17 protein-coding genes are annotated in these 17,071 nt (G+C 69.2%); 7 read left to right on the top strand and 10 right to left on the bottom strand.

All coding sequences use genetic code 11. The features are described 5' to 3' along the window. Positions 1–63: 63 nt before the first annotated feature. Positions 64–1,374 carry an ABC transporter substrate-binding protein gene (locus tag LRQ07_RS01785; protein WP_131492058.1) on the bottom strand — a complete coding sequence of 437 codons (1,311 nt, stop codon included), beginning with the start codon at positions 1,372–1,374 and terminating at the stop codon, positions 64–66. Between the two features lie 234 nt (positions 1,375–1,608). On the opposite strand from LRQ07_RS01785, the gene LRQ07_RS01780 reads away from it, so the two are divergent. From LRQ07_RS01780 to purQ, 3 genes are read left to right on the top strand one after another with little or no spacing between them, the layout of a single operon-like run. Continuing rightward, positions 1,609–2,145: an adenine phosphoribosyltransferase gene (locus tag LRQ07_RS01780; RefSeq protein ID WP_256535667.1), complete on the top strand. Its 537-nt coding sequence runs from the start codon at positions 1,609–1,611 to the stop codon at positions 2,143–2,145. A 59-nt stretch (positions 2,146–2,204) separates the two neighbouring features. After that, the gene (gene purS / locus LRQ07_RS01775; RefSeq protein WP_131492056.1) at positions 2,205–2,453 is read left to right on the top strand and encodes a phosphoribosylformylglycinamidine synthase subunit PurS; all 249 of its coding nucleotides are present in this window, start codon (positions 2,205–2,207) and stop codon (positions 2,451–2,453) included. Further along, positions 2,450–3,157, top strand: coding sequence for a phosphoribosylformylglycinamidine synthase subunit PurQ (gene purQ / locus LRQ07_RS01770; protein WP_047524394.1), 708 nt, complete (start codon positions 2,450–2,452; stop codon positions 3,155–3,157). Before purS ends, purQ begins: the two co-directional genes overlap by 4 nt. A 40-nt stretch (positions 3,158–3,197) precedes the next feature. Here the strand turns inward: purQ and LRQ07_RS01765 are convergent, their stop codons facing one another. After that, positions 3,198–4,463: a glycoside hydrolase family 76 protein gene (locus LRQ07_RS01765; RefSeq protein ID WP_256535666.1), complete on the bottom strand. Its 1,266-nt coding sequence runs from the start codon at positions 4,461–4,463 to the stop codon at positions 3,198–3,200. Between the two features lie 144 nt (positions 4,464–4,607). Beyond that, entirely contained in the window at positions 4,608–5,036 is a 429-nt protein-coding gene (locus LRQ07_RS01760; protein WP_256535665.1) for a DUF1761 domain-containing protein, read from the bottom strand. A 229-nt stretch (positions 5,037–5,265) separates the two neighbouring features. Between LRQ07_RS01760 and LRQ07_RS01755 the strand changes: the two genes are divergently transcribed. Continuing rightward, entirely contained in the window at positions 5,266–6,936 is a 1,671-nt protein-coding gene (locus LRQ07_RS01755) for a glycoside hydrolase family 13 protein (RefSeq protein ID WP_153243426.1), read from the top strand. A gap of 81 nt (positions 6,937–7,017) precedes the next feature. After that, positions 7,018–8,025, top strand: a complete 1,008-nt coding sequence (locus LRQ07_RS01750; protein ID WP_047524873.1) for a LacI family DNA-binding transcriptional regulator — start codon at positions 7,018–7,020, stop codon at positions 8,023–8,025. Here LRQ07_RS01750 and LRQ07_RS01745 read toward each other — a convergent pair. Beyond that, complete coding sequence (locus LRQ07_RS01745) at positions 8,022–9,668, bottom strand: FAD-dependent oxidoreductase (RefSeq protein ID WP_256535664.1); 1,647 nt, start codon at positions 9,666–9,668, stop codon at positions 8,022–8,024. The two genes, LRQ07_RS01750 and LRQ07_RS01745, sit on opposite strands and share 4 nt — an antisense overlap. A 261-nt stretch (positions 9,669–9,929) precedes the next feature. On the opposite strand from LRQ07_RS01745, the gene LRQ07_RS01740 reads away from it, so the two are divergent. Next, positions 9,930–10,217, top strand: coding sequence for a metal-sensitive transcriptional regulator (locus LRQ07_RS01740; protein WP_256535663.1), 288 nt, complete (start codon positions 9,930–9,932; stop codon positions 10,215–10,217). Positions 10,218–10,234: 17 nt separating this feature from the next. Here the strand turns inward: LRQ07_RS01740 and LRQ07_RS01735 are convergent, their stop codons facing one another. Genes LRQ07_RS01735 through fdxA form a run of 4 tightly spaced genes read right to left on the bottom strand, consistent with a single transcriptional unit; the run spans position 10,235 to position 13,064 of the window. Further along, positions 10,235–10,864 carry a superoxide dismutase gene (locus LRQ07_RS01735; RefSeq protein ID WP_256535662.1) on the bottom strand — a complete coding sequence of 210 codons (630 nt, stop codon included), beginning with the start codon at positions 10,862–10,864 and terminating at the stop codon, positions 10,235–10,237. Positions 10,865–10,876: 12 nt separating this feature from the next. Further along, complete coding sequence (locus tag LRQ07_RS01730; protein ID WP_256535661.1) at positions 10,877–11,386, bottom strand: flavin reductase family protein; 510 nt, start codon at positions 11,384–11,386, stop codon at positions 10,877–10,879. Continuing rightward, positions 11,383–12,741, bottom strand: coding sequence for an FAD-dependent oxidoreductase (locus tag LRQ07_RS01725; RefSeq protein WP_256535660.1), 1,359 nt, complete (start codon positions 12,739–12,741; stop codon positions 11,383–11,385). The genes LRQ07_RS01730 and LRQ07_RS01725 overlap by 4 nt, the downstream gene beginning before the upstream one ends. Then, positions 12,738–13,064, bottom strand: a complete 327-nt coding sequence (gene fdxA, locus LRQ07_RS01720) for a ferredoxin (RefSeq protein WP_047524864.1) — start codon at positions 13,062–13,064, stop codon at positions 12,738–12,740. The genes LRQ07_RS01725 and fdxA overlap by 4 nt, the downstream gene beginning before the upstream one ends. 76 nt (positions 13,065–13,140) lie before the next feature. On the opposite strand from fdxA, the gene soxR reads away from it, so the two are divergent. After that, positions 13,141–13,590: a redox-sensitive transcriptional activator SoxR gene (gene soxR, locus LRQ07_RS01715; protein WP_047524863.1), complete on the top strand. Its 450-nt coding sequence runs from the start codon at positions 13,141–13,143 to the stop codon at positions 13,588–13,590. 142 nt (positions 13,591–13,732) lie between these two features. Here soxR and LRQ07_RS01710 read toward each other — a convergent pair whose 3' ends face one another. Next, positions 13,733–15,979, bottom strand: coding sequence for a glycoside hydrolase family 3 N-terminal domain-containing protein (locus tag LRQ07_RS01710; RefSeq protein ID WP_256535659.1), 2,247 nt, complete (start codon positions 15,977–15,979; stop codon positions 13,733–13,735). Beyond that, positions 15,979–17,070, bottom strand: coding sequence for an ABC transporter permease (locus tag LRQ07_RS01705; RefSeq protein WP_256535658.1), 1,092 nt, complete (start codon positions 17,068–17,070; stop codon positions 15,979–15,981). Before LRQ07_RS01705 ends, LRQ07_RS01710 begins: the two co-directional genes overlap by 1 nt. Position 17,071: the final 1 nt, after the last annotated feature.

Genomic DNA, 17,071 nt, shown 5'->3' with positions numbered 1-17,071 from the left:
CGCTCGGAATGCACGGGCGATACCGAGCGAAACTGCGACCGGAAGGGGGGATGTCCGCTGAGGTCAGCCGACGAGGTCGTTCAGCAGACCGATCGCCTGGTCCCAGGCACCCTGCGTGTCGGTCTCGCCACGGTCGAGGCTGCTGAGAGCCGGACCGAAGACGTTCTCCTGGATGACGGAGTCATCCGCGCCCTTGAACTGCGCGACCACGCCCTTGGCACGCTCGGCGAGGATCGCCCCGGTCGGAGCGTCGTTGAAGAAGGCGTTCGGTGTCGCGTCCGCGGCGAGCGTCTCCTGCGCCTTGATCGTGGACGGGAAGTTGCCCGCGGCTGCGGACTGCTTCACCTGCTGGTCGGGCTGCGTCAGCCAGTCGGCGAGCTCGGCTGCCGCCTCCTTGTGCTCCGAGGACTCCGGGATCGAGAGGAACGCCCCACCCCAGTTGGCCGCGCCGCCGGGGAACACGTCGGCGAAGTCCCATCCGGTCGACGCGTCTCCGCCGCCGGCCTCGACCTGACCCTGCACGACGCCGAGCATCCAGCCCGGGCACACGAAGGTCGCGAAGGTGCCGTCGACGAACGACTTGCCGCCGTTCCAGTCCCAGGCCGTCTGCGCGGCGGACTGACCGCCCTCGGTGGCTGCGCCGAGTTCCTCGAAACGCTTTTTGAGCTCGTCGTTGCCCTCGACGTTCAGCTCGCCGTCGGCCGTGTAGTAGCCCTCGTCGAGCTGGTTGACCATGGCGTTCCACACGAAGCCGGAGTGGTCATACCAGGCCTTGCCGGTCTTGGCGGTGTAGTCCGCGCCGACCGCGAAGTAGTTCTCCCAGTCGCCGTTCAGGAGCTCGGCGACCGACTCGCGGTCGCTCGGGAGGCCTGCAGCCTCGAACGCAGCGCCGTTGTAGCAGATGCCGCTGGGGCCGATGTCCGTGCCGTAGCCGATCACACGGCCGTCGGCGTCAGTCGCCTGACCGTACTTCCAGTCGACCCAGTCGTCCTTGCGGTCCTCGATGCCGTAGTCGCGCAGGTCGACGAAGGTGTCGGACACGTCCATGATCGCGCCGAGCCAGCCCTCCTCGATCGCGACGATGTCGCTGAGGCCGGAACCGGCGGCGATCTTCGTGAAGGCATCGGTGCGGGCGTTGCCACCCGTGTCGATGTTGGTCGCCTCGATCTTGACGTTCGGGTGCGCCTCCTCATACTCCTTGTAGAGGTCTTCGTAACCGAAAGTGCCGAACGTGGTGACGGTCAGGGTGACCTCCTCGTCGGCGCTTCCCTCCGAGGTGTCGCCCGAGCTGCCGGAGCAGCCGGCCAGGGCCAGGGCGGAGACGGATGCCACAGCTGCGATCGCGAGGATCCGGTGGCGGGCACGTGTGTTCACAGTTCACTCCTTTGTGGTGGTCGTGCGGTGTTGGTGCGTAGGAACGCCGTGGGAGCGCTCCCACGGGTTGAGCAGCCACTCTATGGGAGCGCTCCCACGGTGTCAACCCGACCCGTGCGAACCCGGTCCTGTTCACAACTCAGGAAGAACATGGCGGCGCGGCCGGTACGGAGCAGCAAACGCGGTAGTCGGGCCGTTTTCTCCTGAGTTGTGAGCGCGGCGTACCCTTGTCCGGTGCCCGATGCCACGCTCTCCCCTGCCCTCGTCCGCGCCGAAGCCCTGATCCGCAACGTTCCGGACTACCCGCAGCCGGGGATCATCTTCCGCGACATCACGCCGCTCCTCGCCGACGCCGAGGCCCTCCGTGTGACGACCGAGGCGATCATCGAGCCCTTCGCCGGGGAGTTCGACGTGATCGCGGGCATCGAGGCTCGTGGATTCATCCTGGCCAGCGCCGCGGCGATCGCGGCCGGTGTGGGACTCATCCCGATCCGCAAGGCCGGAAAGCTGCCGCGCCCCGCGGCCTCCGTGGACTACGCCCTCGAGTACGGCACCGCCACGATCGAGATGCACGACGATCTGCCCGCCGGATCCCGCGTACTGCTGATCGACGACGTGCTCGCCACCGGCGGTACCCTCGCCGCGGGACGGGAACTCGTCGAACAGCTCGGCAGCCACGTCATCGGCATCTCGGTGCTGTTCGAGATCGATGGCCTCGGCGGCCGCGAGGCCATCGGCGACCTGCACACGGTCTTCCACTCCGCGGAGTAGTCCGCGCCCGGGGCAGTAGACTGAGTGCGCCCGTCCGCCCGCGACTCCCGGAGCCGTTCATGCCCACCATCGTCGTCGACGTCATGCCCAAGCCCGAACTGCTCGACCCGCAGGGGAAGGCCGTCTCCGGCGCCTTCGCCCGCCTCGGTGTGGAGGGCTTCTCCGACGTCCGCATCGGCAAGCGCTTCGAGCTCACCGTCGAGGGCGAGGTCACCGAAGAGGTCCTCGCCGAAGCCCGGCGCATCGCCGACGAGGTGCTCTCCAACTCCGTGATCGAGGATGTCGTCGGCATCGAGGTCGCCGAGTGACCGTCCGCATCGGCGTCATCACCTTCCCCGGGTCGCTCGATGACCGCGACGCCCAGCGCGCGGTGCGCATCGCCGGCGCCGAACCCGTCGCCCTGTGGCACGGTTCGCACGACCTCGAGGGCGTCGACGCCCTCGTCCTCCCCGGCGGCTTCAGCTACGGCGACTACCTGCGCGCGGGCGCCATCGCCGCGCTCTCGCCGATCATGTCCGAGGTGAAGGATGCCGCTGCCCAGGGCATGCCCGTGCTCGGCATCTGCAACGGGTTCCAGATGCTCGTCGAAGCGCACCTGCTTCCCGGCGGTCTGATCCGCAACAACCACCAGCACTTCGTGCGCCGTGACCAGAAGCTCACGGTCGAGAACTCCGACACCGCCTGGACGAACGCGTTCCGCGCCGGCCAGGAGATCGTGATCCCGCTCAAGAACGCCGACGGCGGCTACATCGCCGACGAGCAGACGCTCGACCGCATCGAGGGCGAGGGGCTCGTCGCCTTCCGCTATGCCGGGGTCAACCCGAACGGTTCCCTGCGCGACATCGCCGGCCTCACGAACGAGGCGGGCAACGTGGTCGGCCTCATGCCGCACCCCGAGCACGCGACCGAGGCGGGCTTCGGCCCCGACACCTCCGCCGCCATGCGCAGCGGTGTCGACGGACTCGACTTCTTCACGAGCGCCATCGCCGCGGTCGCCCGCGTCGCCGCGTAGGCCCGGCGCTTCCGCAGCCCCTGCGCTTCAGCAGCCCCGCTCAGTCGCCCGGAAGCGTGAAGGGGTTGCTCCCTGCTGCCGCGAGCAGGTACCAGGCCGTCGCGCCCGTGTGCAGACTCGCGTAGTAGAGGTCGCCGAATCCGGAGTCGAGGCCGTCGTTCGAGGTCGCGACGATGCCCTTGCCGTCTCCGTTCGGGGCATCGCGCTGCGCCAGCCGGATGCTGCTCAGCAGGGCCTCCGCACGATCCGCGTCGCCCGCTCCGTCGCGCAGACGCAGAGCCAGCGCGAGGTGTCCGCTCCCCTCGAACCACGCCTTCGACACGTCGACCTCGCTGATGGACGGACCCGTGTAGGGGCCATCGGTGGCCATCAGGTTCGCGAGCGTCCAGTCCAGAGCGGCGCCGTACCGCGGGTCTCCGGTGGCGAGTGCGCTCCAGGTCTGGCCGTCCAGGGGGATGGGCCGCGTGTTGATGGTCGAGCCGTCGAGGCCGGTGCCGGTGTTCACGTGGCCGTCCGCGCTCTGCATCGCCGCGACGAAGTCGGCCGCGACGGCTGCCCGATCCGCCCACACCGCGTCCCCGGTGAGCTGCGCGAGCTGAGTGAAGAACCCGGCGATGTCACTGTTGTGCTCGGTCGACTTCCAGGTCAGCGACGTACCGTCCTCGAGCTGACCGCCGGTGTAGCCGTACGGAGCCCGGACCATGTCCGCGGTGTTGTCCTGGATCCACTGCCCCACGCGCAGCGCCCCGTCGAGATACTTCGGATCCCCGGTCGCGTGCGCGAGCCGCGCGAGCGCCAACCCGACCCACGCCTGGTTCCCGGTGAAGCTGCCGGGACCGGTGATCTCCACCCGTCCTTGGCGGATGCCGTGCGGCTCGTACGACGCACGGGTGCGTCCGTCGCCGATCGGGTCGTTCTCCTGCACGAACAGGAGCGTGTCGCCGATCGCCCGCGCGCGACGGAGATCGTCCGGAAGCCCCCGCGCGGTGTAGGCGATCACGACCAGCGCGTCGTCGTACACGAACGACGGCGTGAAGTCCCAGGTGGGCGTGGTGAAGAAGCCACCCTGGTAGCTGCGCGGGAGGCAACGCCCCGCACCGTCGCAGAACTCATCGACCCTGGCATCGAGGAACTCATAGGCCAGTGCCACCGACTGTGCGGCATCCGGTGCTCCTCCGCCGGGCGCCGAACCGTCTACGGTCCTTCCGGCGCCCAGAGCGGCAGGGGCCGCGCCGGCGAGAACGGCTGCGGCGACGAGCGCGGCGACGACGATCCACGGCGCCGAGCGACGCGAAGAACCGGACATGGAGACCCCTCGGTCAGAACCGCGCGCGGGGGATGACGCGCGAGCGACCTGAAGGTCACGGCATGAGCCTGACAGTTCCGTCGACACTCGAGAAGCGGCGAAAGTCTATATATTGCCATTTCGCCGTTGCCATATCGGCGAGTGCTAGCCGAGCGCGGGTGGCCAGACGCCGATGATCACGGCCATCACCACGACGGTCACCAGCTCGTGCGCGATGTTCAGCGTGGTCAGCTTCGTCGAGCGCCCCTCGAACGCATCGTGCGTGATGAAGCGGGCGGCCGTGAAGCCCGCCCATAGCGTGACCGCGGTGACGATCGCACCCCAGAAGTACGATCCGCCGTAGAAGTGCCAGGCGATGACGGCGGCTCCGGCGAGCACCCAGGCCGTGATGAAGCTCACGATGACCGTGGTGATGATCGCCAGCGCGGGGTTGCCCGAGGGATTGTCGAGGTCCACGTTCGCGAGCTTCGACCAACGCGTGCCGAACACGCCTCTGGCGTACCAGATCGAGCCGACGAGCATGCTCGACGCGGTGGCCAGCAGGACCGCCCAATAGTTGATCTCCGGAACCATGACAGCCTCCACTCCTCGGATGCCGCCACCCTACTCCCGACATCGCGCCCCCGGTCCCCGACACCTGCATGATCCCGCCACGGATGCATGACCCCGGCGGGAGAGGAGCTCATGCATCCGGAACGGCCTCATGCAAAACGCCCACACGCACTCCGCGCAACGCACGCCTCCGAACCGATTCGACTCCCGCCCTGGCAAGAATGTAAGCGTTTGCAGTAGCCTGTTGCGCATGGCACAGCTTGAGCAGATCGCAGCCCCCGGTTCCGAGTGGTGGCGCAGCGCCGTCATCTACCAGATCTACCCCCGCTCCTTCGCGGATGCCTCGGGCGACGGCATCGGCGACCTGCCGGGCATCACCAGCCGCCTCGATGCACTGCAGGAACTGGGCGTCGACGCGATCTGGCTGAGCCCGTTCATGACCAGCCCGCAGCGCGATGCCGGCTATGACGTCGCCGACTACCGCGACGTCGACCCGCTCTTCGGCACCCTCGCCGACTTCGACCTGATGCTCGAAGAAGCGCACGCCCGTGGCATCCGCGTGATCGTGGATCTGGTCCCCAACCACTCCTCCGACCAGCACGTCTGGTTCCAGGAAGCGCTCAAGGCGGCACCCGGCAGCCCGGAGCGTGCGCGCTACATCTTCCGCGACGGCAAGGGCGAGAACGGCGAACTCCCGCCGAACAACTGGGAGTCCGTGTTCGGCGGTGGCATGTGGGAGCGCGTCGTCGAGGCCGACGGCACCCCCGGCCAGTGGTACCTGCACATCTTCGACGCCACGCAGCCCGACTTCGACTGGACGAACGAAGAGGTGCGCGAGGAGTTCCGCTCCATCCTGCGCTTCTGGCTCGACCGCGGCGTCGACGGCTTCCGTGTCGACGTGGCCCACGGCATGATCAAGGCCGACGGCCTGCCCGACTACACGCCCCCGAGCGATGCCGACTCGATGGGCGGCGGCGAGTCGAACGTGCCGTACTGGGGCCAGGACGGCGTGCACGACATCTACCGCGACTGGCACACGGTGCTCGCCGAGTACGACGGCGATCGCGCCCTGTGCGGCGAGGCCTGGATGCCGACGCTCACGCAGACCGCGCTCTGGGTGCGTCCGGATGAGATGCACCAGACGTTCAACTTCCCTTACCTGATGACGCCGTGGGATGCGAAGGCTCTGCGCGACGTCATCCGCGAGTCGCTCGACGAGTTCGGCGGGGTCGGCGCTCCCAGCACGTGGGTGCTCTCGAACCACGATGTCGTGCGGCACGCCTCCCGCCTGGCGCTCACGGCCGAGAACCCGCAGGGCGAGGGCATCGGACCGAACACCCCGAACAAGCCCGACACGGCGATCGGTCTCGCGCGCGCCCGCGCTGCGACCACCCTGATGCTCGCGCTCCCCGGATCGTCGTACCTGTACCAGGGCGAAGAGCTCGGACTGCCCGAAGCCATGGAGATCCCGGACGAGTTCCGTCAGGACCCGACCTGGTTCCGGACCCACGGCGAGCGCTACGGCCGCGACGGATGCCGCGTGCCGCTGCCGTGGGAAGCGGAGGCGCCGGCCTTCGGCTTCAACGACACCGGCCTGTCGTGGCTCCCGCAGCCGGACGAGTGGGCGACCTACGCGCGCGATGTGGAGGAGACCGATCCCGCGTCGACCCTCGCGCTCTACAAGCGACTGCTGGCCGGGCGTCGTGAGCACGGCTTCGGCACCGGATCGCTGGTCTGGGAGGAGGCCGGGGCCGACGCCGTGGCTTTCCGCCGTGGCGATGTGCACGTGGTCGCGAACCTCGGCACCGCACCGATCGAGCTGCCGGCGAACGCGGTCGTGATCCTGCAGAGCCAGCCGTTCGACGGAGCGGCCATCCCGGTCGACACGGCCGTCTGGTACACCACGGCCGTCCAGGCCTGAGAGCCCCTTCCGGTCGCGATATGACAGCTCTCTGCACCGCAGGGGATGTCATATCGCGACCGGAGCACATTCGAGGAACACATGGCCAGCATCGATGAGGTCGCCCGGCTCGCCGGAGTGTCGACCGCGACCGTCTCGCGCGCGCTGAGCGGACGCGGTCACGTGTCGGAGTCCGCCCGGGAGCGCGTGCAGGCGGCGGCGCAGTCACTCGGCTACGTCGTCTCTTCACGGGCGTCGAGCCTCGCTTCCGGCCGCACCAGGAACGTCGGCGTCGTGGTGCCGTTCCTCGACCGGTGGTTCTTCAGCACCGTGCTCTCCGGCGTCTCAGCCGCCCTGATGCGCGCCGGCTACGACATCACGCTCTACAACATCACCGCCGACAAGGACGTGCGTCGGCACGTGTTCGACACCTTCCTCCGACGGCAGCGCGTGGATGCCGTCATCGCCGTGTCGATCGAGCTCGACGAGGAGGAGACGCAGCTCCTCCTGGACCTGGGGCTCCCCGTGATCGCGATCGGCGGTCCGAACCCGAAGCTCGACACCCTCACGGTCGACGACGTCGCGGTGGCGCAGCTGGCGACCGAGCACCTGATCGGTCTGGGGCACACCGACATCGCGCACATCGGGGCCAACCCCGAGTTCGACATCGACTTCCACATCCCGACCAACCGTCGACTGGGATTCGAGAAGGCCCTGGCGAAGGCCGGGATCCCCCTGAACCACGCATTCCTCGAGCCGGCGGACTTCACAGTCGAGGGTGGCTATCGCGCCGCGAAGCAACTGCTCGGACGCCCCGGCCCGCGTCCGACCGCCGTGTTCGCCGCCTCGGACGAGATGGCGATCGGCGCACTGCTCGCAGCGCGGGACCTGGGCTTCAGCGTGCCGGAGGAGCTGTCCATCGTCGGCATCGACGGACACGAGCTCGGCGAGTTCTTCCGCCTGACGACGGTCGACCAGTTCCCGCTGGGGCAGGGGGAACGCGCCGCGGATGCCGTGCTGGCGAAGCTCACCACCCCGGACGAGGTCCGCATCCCGTCCGCGCTGCCCTACGAGCTGAACGTACGCGGGACCACCGCCCGCCTGCTCTAGCCGCGGAGCAGGGCGGCGTCGCGCCAGGTGCGGTAGCCGCCGTCGAGGTTGCGGGCGTCCATACCGTGCTGCCGGAGGATCCGCGTGGCGATGTGTCCGCGCAGTCCGACCTGACAGTGCACCACGATCTCTCCGTCGGGCAGCTCATCGAGCCGATCCCGCATTTCATCGAGCGGCACGTTGACGGCGCCGGGGATCGCACCGGCGGCGAACTCCGTCGGCGTGCGGACGTCGATCAGTGCCGCCCCCGCGCGCTGCGCGGCGTCGAGCTCATGCCACTGGATCGTCGGCGTCGTACCGGTCCGGGTGTTCTCCGCGACGTAGCCGAGGATGTTCACCGCATCCTTCGCCGAGCCGAACTGAGGTGCGTAGGCGAGTTCGAGCTGCGCGAGTTCTGCGGCCGGCATCCCTGCATGCATGGCGGTCGCGATCACGTCGATCCGCTTGTCGACGCCGTCCCGGCCGACGACCTGCACACCGAGGATGGCGTCGGACCGCGGGTCGGCGAGCATCTTCATCGACAGGGTCTCCGCACCGGGGTAGTACCCGGCGTGCGATCCGGGATGCACGTGCACGGCGTAGAACTCGCGCCCCGCCGCTCGGAGCTGCCGTTCGCTCCAGCCCGTCTTCCCTGCGGCGACCCCGAACACGCGGACGATCCCGGTGCCGAGCGCGGGTCGCGCCGTCTCTGACCTTCCCGCCAGGAGGTCGGCCACCATGCGCCCGTGACGGTTCGCGAGCCCGGCCATCGTGACGAGAGCCGTGCCCCCGCCCACGAGCTCGGCCTTCTCGACGCCGTCTCCCACGGCGAACACGTCGGGCGCGCTCGTGCGGCACTGCGCGTCGACCTCGATGCCGCCGGTCTCGCCGATCCGGATGCCCGCGCGCTCCGCCAACGTCGTCTCCGGCACCACCCCGGACGCGTCGATCATGAGTTCCGCGGCGATGGACGTGCCGTCACTGAGCGTGACGTATCCGGAATCGGCGCGAACGACCTCGACCCCGAGGCGCACATCGACGCCGTGTGCACGGACCTCCGCGGCGATCGGGGCGGCCATCTCCGCATCGAGGGGGGAGAGCAGCTGTGATCCACGCTGCACGAGGGTCACGGATGCACCCCGCGCCACGAGGTTCTCGACCGCTTCCAGGCCCGTGTATCCACCGCCGACGACGACCACCGGAAGCCCGGGTCGCACGAGTGCGGCATCGATCGCATCGGCGTCGTCGACCGTCCGCAGGGAGCGGACGGGGATGTCGGAGACCGGTTCGTCCCGGCGCGGGCGTGCCCCCGTGGCGAGGATCAGGCTGTCGTAGCTCTGCGTGAAGAGTCGTCCCGAGTCGAGCTCTTCGACCTCGACGAGCTTCTGCGCGGTGTCGATGCGCACGACGTCATGACGCACCCGGACGTCGAGCCCGAAGCGGCTGCGCAGCGAGGTGGGCGTCTGCAGGAGCAGCGACTCCCGCTCCGCGATCACGCCGCCGACGTAGTAGGGCAGCCCGCAGTTCGCATACGAGACCTCGGGTCCGCGTTCGAACACCACGATCTGCGCGTGCTCGTCGAGTCGGCGCAGACGTGCGGCGGCGGACATCCCTCCGGCGACTCCACCCACGACCACGACGGTGCGCGCTTCGGTCGCGGTCATCGCTGGAACATCCGCGAGAAGAAGCCGCCCTGCGTCTGCTCCTTCGGGTGCCCGGAGCACCACTGCGCTGCGGGAACCGTTCGCCGCACATCGGCGACGTGCTCGCCGCACCCCGCCCAGGTCGTCTTCCCGCAGGTCTTGCATCGGACTGCTCGGCACATGGTTCTCGACTCCTCACCGATACCCCCGTGGGTATCTTTAGGTCCAAGCATACCCCAGGGGGTATAGTGGCAAGTCCAGCCGACACTCAGGGAGCGACCGATGTCATCCGCAGATGCCGAGACCCAGCGCAAGATCGCCAACCGCCTCAAGCGCGCCCAAGGACAGCTCGGCGCCGTGATCGCCGCCGTCGAACGCGGGAGCGACTGCCGCGCGGTCGTCACCCAGCTCGCCGCCGTCACCTCGGCGCTCGACAAGGCCGGATTCCAGATCATCGCCTCCGCCATGCAGGACTGCCTGACCGACCCGGCATCGGAGACGGATTCGGCCACCGACACCGAGGGGGTGTCGATGGCCGAACTGGAGAAGCTCTTCCTCTCCCTCGCGTGAACCGCGGCTGACGACGGTCAGCGCGGGACGACGAGGACCGCGGTCGCGCTGCGGGCGGCTTCGAAGCGGCGCTGCACGTCGGGCCAGTTCACGAGGTTCCAGAACGCCTTCACGTAGTCCGCGCGCACGTTGAGGTAGTCGAGGTAGTAGGCGTGCTCCCACACGTCGAGCTGCAGCAGCGGGGTCACACCGAGCGGCGCGTTGCCCTGCTGGTCGAACAGCTGGAAGATGACAGGACGCGCACCCACGCTGTCCCACGCGAGCACCGCCCACCCCGAGCCCTGCACCCCGAGTGCCGTCGCCGTGAAGTGCGCGCGGAACGCGTCGATCGACCCGAACGCATCCACGAGCGCCGCCTCCAGCTCGCCTTCCGGAGCGCCGCCGCCCTCGGGCGACATGTTCTGCCAGAACACCGAGTGGTTGATGTGGCCGCCGAGGTTGAACGCGAGGTCCTTCTCGAGCTTGTTCACGTTCGCGAGGTCACCCGCGTCGCGGGCGGCGGCGAGCTGCTCGAGGGCGGTGTTCGCACCCGTGACGTACGCCTGGTGGTGCTTGGAGTGGTGCAGCTCCATGATCTTGCCCGAGATGTGGGGCTCGAGCGCTGCGTAGTCGTAGGGCAGCTCGGGGAGCGTGTAGAGAGCGGACATGGCGTCTTCCTTTCAGTGGTGGGGGTCGTGCGGGAGGGCGTGGAAGCGACGGTCGAGGTATACGAGCGGACGCCCCTGCGGTCCGGCGATGACGTCGAGCACCTCGGCGATCACCACCGTCGACGAGCCGACGGCCACGGTCTGCAGTGCACGGCAGCGCAGGGCGGCGCGCGCGGAGGCGAGGTACGGTTCCCCAGTTTCGAGCTCCGACCAGCCCTGTTCGGCGGTGAAACGCTCGGAGCCACTGACGGCGAAGCTCTGCGCGAGGGCGGAGTGCTCGTCATCGATGAGATGCACGACGAACGTGTCCGCGCCGAGGATCGCCCCCGCCGACCCGGTCGCCCTGGTGACGGAGAACACGATCGCCGCAGGGTCGACCGCCACCGAGGCGACGCTCGACGCCGTGAGCCCGACCGGACCGGTCGGCGTGGACGCCGTGATGATCGCGACGCCCGCCGGGTGCGTGCGGAAGGCGTCCTTGAGCCGGTCGCCGACCGGTGTGGGGACGGGTGTCGCGGTCATCGTCCGGCCTCCGTCATCTGTTCCTGCTTCGCGTGCCTCAGCATCTCCTCGCGCTCGACGAGTTTGGTCCGCTCGCGACCGCGATCGGCTCCGGCGCTGCGCTCCGCCGCGTCGATGCGCAGCCACCCGTCGAAGTCGACGGCGTGCCCGAGGTGGGCGATCGGGTCATCCCCGCGCACGACCTCCTCGGCGGCCTCGAGATCCTCGACGAGGTGCCGCACGGTCTGCGCGGCATCCGATTTCGTCGAGCCGATGAGCCCGACCGGCCCGCGCTTGATCCACCCCGTCGCGTACAGGCGCGGGATCGGCACGCCGGCTGCGTCCAGGACGCGCCCCTCGGCGTGCGGCACGACCCCGAGCTCGTCGTCGAAGGGCGCCCCGGCCACGGGCGTCGAGCGGTAGCCCACAGCGCGGTAGACCGCCCCGACGTCATACCGCCGCAGTTCGCCGGTGCCCACCATGCGGCCCAGCTCATCCGACGCGGTCCGCTCCATCTCGATGCCGGTGACTCGTCCGGTGCCCAGCAGACGGACGGGTCGCTGCCGCAGGTGCAGATGGATGCGGCGAGCGGCGGTGCGGCCGGCCGGATCGAGCGCGGCCCACTCGGTCAGGGTGCGCACGATGATGCGGCGCTGCGAGAACTGCGCGATCATCCGCTCGGCATGCGCGTCGAGTGCGAGTTCGTCCGGATCGACGATCACATCGACGTCATCCTGCTCGGCGAGCTCGCGCAGCTCCAGCGCAGAGAAGCGCACGTCAGCCGGCCCCCGCCGCGCGAACAGGTGCACATCCCGCAGGGGGCTGGCGCCGAGCTGGTCGAGCACGGCATCCGGAGTGTCGGTGTGCGTCAGCGCGGAGGCGTGCTTGGCGAGGATCCGCGTCACGTCGAGCGCGACGTTGCCCGCACCGAGCACCGCCACCGACTCGGCGGCGAGCGGCCAGGTGCGCGGGGCATCGGGGTGCCCGTCGTACCACGCGACGAAGTCCGCGGCACCGAAAGAGCCGGGAAGGTCGATACCGGGGATGTCGAGGCGGACGTCGAGGTCGGCCCCCGTCGCCACGATCACCCCGTCGTATGCCGCACGCAGCTCATCGATCCCGATGTCACCCCCGACGTCGACGTTGCAGCGCAGGCGGATGCGCGGGTGGACGAGCACCTCGTGCAGCGCATCCGTGATCTTGCGGATCCGCGGGTGATCGGGGGCGACCCCGTAGCGGACGAGACCGTACGGTGCCGGGAGCTTCTCGAAGAGGTCGATCGACGCGGTCGGCACACGATCGAGCAGGATGTCGGCGGCGTAGATGCCCGCGGGGCCCGCTCCGACGATGGCGATGCGGGGTTCGGCTACCGTCATGCGTGTTCCCCTTGGGGAGCCAGCGCGGCGATGACCGGGTGGTCGAACGCGAGCATGCCCGTCTTCGCGGCGCCACCGGGGGAGCCGATCTCGTCGAAGAACTCGACGTTGGCCTTGTAGTAGTCCTGCCACTCCTCGGGGAGATCGTCTTCGTAGAAGATCGCCTCGACCGGGCACACCGGCTCGCAGGCACCGCAGTCGACGCACTCGTCCGGGTGGATGTAGAGCGAGCGCTCACCCTCGTAGATGCAGTCGACGGGACACTCGTCGATGCAGGCCTTGTCCTTCACATCGACGCACGGCAGGGCGATGACGTAGGTCATCGGGGGTTCTTCTCTCGGGTCACGCTGTCCACCGTAAAACCTCAAGTACACTTGAGGTCAAATCGAGGAGGCCCGGATGAGCCCGCACGCACCCGACGAACCGCTGACGATCGGCGAGATGACCCGGCGCACCGGAGTCGCCGCGTCCGCGCTGCACTTCTACGAGACGCTCGGGCTCATCGCGTCCACCCGCACCCCCGGCAACCAGCGCCGCTACGCCCGGCACATGCTGCGCCGCGTCTCCCTGATCACGGTCGCCAAGCGCCTCGGCATCCCGCTGTCCGACGTGCAGGCGGCCTTCGCCGACGTGCCGCTGACCGAGACCCCGAGCCACGCCGACTGGCAGCGGGCATCCCGACGTTGGAAGCGCGAACTCGAGAAGCGCCGCGAGGGCATCGAGCGCCTCGAACGCGAACTCACCGGATGCATCGGCTGCGGCTGCCTGTCGATGAAGGCCTGCGGCCTGCTCAACCCCGACGACGCGCTCGGCACCCAGGGCTCAGGCCCCCGCCGCCTCGACGCCTAGCCCCCACTCCCCCTCTCCCCCAGGTCGAGACCCCCGCTGGTCGTCGACACCCCCGTGCACACACGTCTGCGGGAGGGGGTGCGGACAACCAGCGGGGGTCTCGGCGAGAAGGAACCAGGAACCAGGAACCAGGAACCAGGAACTACACGACCTCGAAGTCCGCGGCGAGGAGCACGTCGTCGCGCGAGCTGGGGCCGACCAACAGCTCGAACGCGCCGGCCTCGACCAGACGTGTGCCCGCGGCATCCACGATCGTGCAGTCGGCGACCGGCAACTCCACACGGACGCGCGCGGACTCCCCGGGCGCGAGCTCGACCTGACGGTAGGCCTTGAGCTCCTTGTCGCTCCAACTCACGCTGGTCACCGCATCGCGCACATACACCTGCACGGTCTCGCGCGCCGGCCGTGTGCCCGTGTTCGCCACCGTGACATGACCGACGATCGAGTCCGACCGCTCCAGCGAGGTCGCCTCGAGCTCCAGGTCGGAGTACTCGACCGTCGTGTACGACAACCCCTCACCGAACACCCACGCCGGCGACTGGGTGAGGTCGGCGTACCGGTCGCCGTGCTGTCCGCGGATCTGGTTGTAGTAGGTCGGCTGCTGGCCCACGTGCCGGGCGAACGAGATCGGCAGACGGCCCGACGGTTCGACCGCGCCCGAGATGATCTCGGCGAGCGCACACCCGCCCTGCATTCCGGGGTTCGCTGCCCAGATCACGGCGGCAGCCTTCGACGCGGATGCCGGGAGTACGAGCGGCTTGGAGGCCAGCAGCACCACGACGACGGGCTTCCCCGTCGCGATGAGTGCATCGATCAAGGCGTTCTGCCCGCCGATGAGCTCCAGCGTCGCGGTGGAACGACCCTCGCCGACGAGCTCGATCCGGTCCCCCACCACGGCCACGACGACGTCCGCATCGGCTGCCGCGGCGACGGCCTCGGCGATCAGCTCGGCATCCGGGGCGCAGGGCTGCACGACCGGTGGACGAGGCTGCTTGTCGGGGAAGAACGGTCCCTGCGGGTCTTCCTGCAGGGTGAGGATGTCCGCGCCCCGGGCGTGCGTGACTGTCCAGCCGTCGACCGCGCGCAGTCCGTCGAGCACGGTCGTGATCATCTCGCGGGGCTGACCGTCGAGCCACCCGGCTTGCCCCGATCCCCCGGCCCAGTCGCCGAGCTGCGTCTGCGCGTCGTCCGCCAGAGGACCGACCACGGCCACCCGCACCGGGGCGGCGGCGTCGAGCGGCAGGAGGCCGTCGTTCTCGAGCAGCACGATCGACCGGCGTGCCGTCTCCAGGTTCAGCTCCGCGTGCGCGGCGCTGCCGACCACCTCGTCGAGCCCCGCACCGGGGAGGCGCGGGTTCTCGAAGAGGCCGAGCTCGAACTTGAGGGTGAGGATGCGCGCGGCCGCCGCATCGAACGCGTCCTCCGGGAGCATGCCCGTAGCGACCGCATTCAGAGCACCCTCGTAGAACCCCGGCGTGGTCATGATCATGTCGTTCCCGGCGCGCACGGCTGCAGCGGCCGCATGCGTGATGTCGGGCTGGATCCGCTGCTCCCACACCATCCGACCGACGTTGTCCCAGTCCGTGATGAGGGTGCCGGTGTACCCCCATTCCCCGCGCAGGACGTCGCTGAGCAGCCAGTCGTTGGTGGTGATCGGCACCCCGTCGGTGGTCTGGTAGCCGAGCATGAACGTGCGGCAGCCTTCGCGGGCGACGCGTTCGAACGGAGGCAGGAACCAGGAGCGGAGCTTGCGCCGCGAGATGTCGGCCTCGCTCGCATCGCGTCCGCCCTGGGTCTCGGAGTATCCGGCGAAGTGCTTGGCCGTCGCGAGGATCGCCGTGGGGTCGTCGAGCCCCTCCCCCTGGTATCCGCGCACCATCGCGGAGGCGAGTTCCCCGATCAGGAACGGATCCTCACCGAAGGTCTCGCTGATGCGGCCCCACCGCAGGTCGCGGGCGATGCACAGCACCGGCGAGAACGTCCAGTGGATGCCGGTGATCGCGACCTCCTCGGCTGTGGCACGGGCCACGCGTTCGAGCAGGTCGGGGTCCCACGTCGCGGCCATGCCGAGCTGAGTGGGGTAGATCGTCGCCCCGGGCCAGAACGAGTGCCCGTGGATGCAGTCCTCGCCCACCAGCAGCGGGATGCGGAGGCGAGTCTGTGCCGTGAGCTGGTTCGCGCGCAGGATCCGCTCGGGCGAGGTGTGCAGGATCGAGCCCGCGTGGCGGCGTGCGACGTGATCGTCGAGGTCGTCGCGGGCGTCGAGCTGCAGCATCTGCCCGACCTTCTCCTCGAGCGTCATGCGGCCGAGGAGGTCGGCCACACGTTCGGGGATCGAGAGCGCGGGGTCCTGGTACGGGAGCTGGGTGGTCAGAGTCTGAGAGGTCATCACGGGGTGTTCCGGGTCGAAGTCGGCGAGGGATCGGAGGTCTTCTGCGGCAGGGGCACGCTGCGGACGGCCGTGACGGGGTCGTTCACGTTCAGCCCCTTCTTCTTCATGGCCCTGGCCCGCTCGCCCGCCGAACGCAGGCGCGGATTGACGTACTCGTCGATGCCGAAGTTGATGAGCGAGAGGGCGACGCCGATGATGGCGATGCAGAGTCCGGCCGGCACGTACCACCACCACAGGCGCGGGAAGGCGCCGTTCTGCTGGGCCCAGAACAGGATGGTGCCCCAGTTCAGGTTGCTCACCGGGATCACCCCGATGAAGGCCAGCGTGGTGAGACCGAGGATCGCGGCGGTCACGGTACCGACGAAGCTCGAGGCGATCAGGGCCATGAGGTTGGGCAGCATCTCGACCGTGATGATCCGGCGCAGAGGCTCGCCGTTGGCACGGGCGGCCTGGATGAAGTCACGGTTGCGCAGCGACATCGTCTGGGCACGGAGCACGCGCGCCCCCCATGCCCAGCCCGTGATGCCGAGCACGGCGGCGATCACGATCAGCGGCGGGTTGTCGAACTGCGAGGCGATGATGATGATGAGCGGGATACCGGGGATCACCAAGAACACGTTGGTCAGCGCCGACAGCGATTCGCTCTTCCAGCCGCGCACGTAACCGGCGATCACCCCGATCGTGATCGCGATGATCGTGGCGATGAAGGCTGCGAGGAACCCGACGACGATGACGCCGCGCGTGCCGTAGATGATCTGACTCAGCACGTCCTCGCCCATGTGCGTCGTCCCCAGCCAGTGCTCCCACGAAGGGGGCTGCCGGAGCGCCGTGCGATCCTTCTGAGTCGGTCCGTACGGGGCGATCCACGGAGCGAGGATCGCGACGAGCACGAACACACCGAGGATGATCAGCCCGGCGATCGACTTCGGATTGCGGAACATCGCGAACGCCTGACCCAGCTGCGACCAGAAGGTCTTGCGTGGCGGCGCGGCGGCCGGCGGCGTGCGCAGCGTGGCGGTCTCGGGCATGCCGGAGACCACGGCCGACCCGTCGGGTGCGGTGCTCTCGGTGGTGGTGGGAACGGTCATG

The sequence above is a fragment of the Microbacterium sp. J1-1 genome (assembly GCF_024498615.1).
Classification (GTDB): domain Bacteria; phylum Actinomycetota; class Actinomycetes; order Actinomycetales; family Microbacteriaceae; genus Microbacterium; species Microbacterium aurugineum.
The sequence above is the reverse complement of the archived record's forward strand: the minus strand, read 5'-3'. Positions and strand labels throughout refer to the sequence as shown.

Coding starts and splice junctions, on each gene's coding strand:
- purS (WP_131492056.1), top strand. CDS start 2,205: ATGCCCACCATCGTCGTCGACGTCATGCCCAAGCCCGAACTGCTCGAC.
- LRQ07_RS01765 (WP_256535666.1), bottom strand. CDS start 4,463: ATGTCCGGTTCTTCGCGTCGCTCGGCGCCGTGGATCGTCGTCGCCGCG.
- LRQ07_RS01760 (WP_256535665.1), bottom strand. CDS start 5,036: ATGGTTCCGGAGATCAACTATTGGGCGGTCCTGCTGGCCACCGCGTCG.
- LRQ07_RS01755 (WP_153243426.1), top strand. CDS start 5,266: ATGGCACAGCTTGAGCAGATCGCAGCCCCCGGTTCCGAGTGGTGGCGC.
- LRQ07_RS01750 (WP_047524873.1), top strand. CDS start 7,018: ATGGCCAGCATCGATGAGGTCGCCCGGCTCGCCGGAGTGTCGACCGCG.
- LRQ07_RS01745 (WP_256535664.1), bottom strand. CDS start 9,668: ATGACCGCGACCGAAGCGCGCACCGTCGTGGTCGTGGGTGGAGTCGCC.
- LRQ07_RS01740 (WP_256535663.1), top strand. CDS start 9,930: ATGTCATCCGCAGATGCCGAGACCCAGCGCAAGATCGCCAACCGCCTC.
- LRQ07_RS01735 (WP_256535662.1), bottom strand. CDS start 10,864: ATGTCCGCTCTCTACACGCTCCCCGAGCTGCCCTACGACTACGCAGCG.
- LRQ07_RS01730 (WP_256535661.1), bottom strand. CDS start 11,386: ATGACCGCGACACCCGTCCCCACACCGGTCGGCGACCGGCTCAAGGAC.
- LRQ07_RS01725 (WP_256535660.1), bottom strand. CDS start 12,741: ATGACGGTAGCCGAACCCCGCATCGCCATCGTCGGAGCGGGCCCCGCG.
- fdxA (WP_047524864.1), bottom strand. CDS start 13,064: ATGACCTACGTCATCGCCCTGCCGTGCGTCGATGTGAAGGACAAGGCC.
- soxR (WP_047524863.1), top strand. CDS start 13,141: ATGAGCCCGCACGCACCCGACGAACCGCTGACGATCGGCGAGATGACC.
- LRQ07_RS01710 (WP_256535659.1), bottom strand. CDS start 15,979: ATGACCTCTCAGACTCTGACCACCCAGCTCCCGTACCAGGACCCCGCG.
- LRQ07_RS01705 (WP_256535658.1), bottom strand. CDS start 17,070: ATGACCGTTCCCACCACCACCGAGAGCACCGCACCCGACGGGTCGGCC.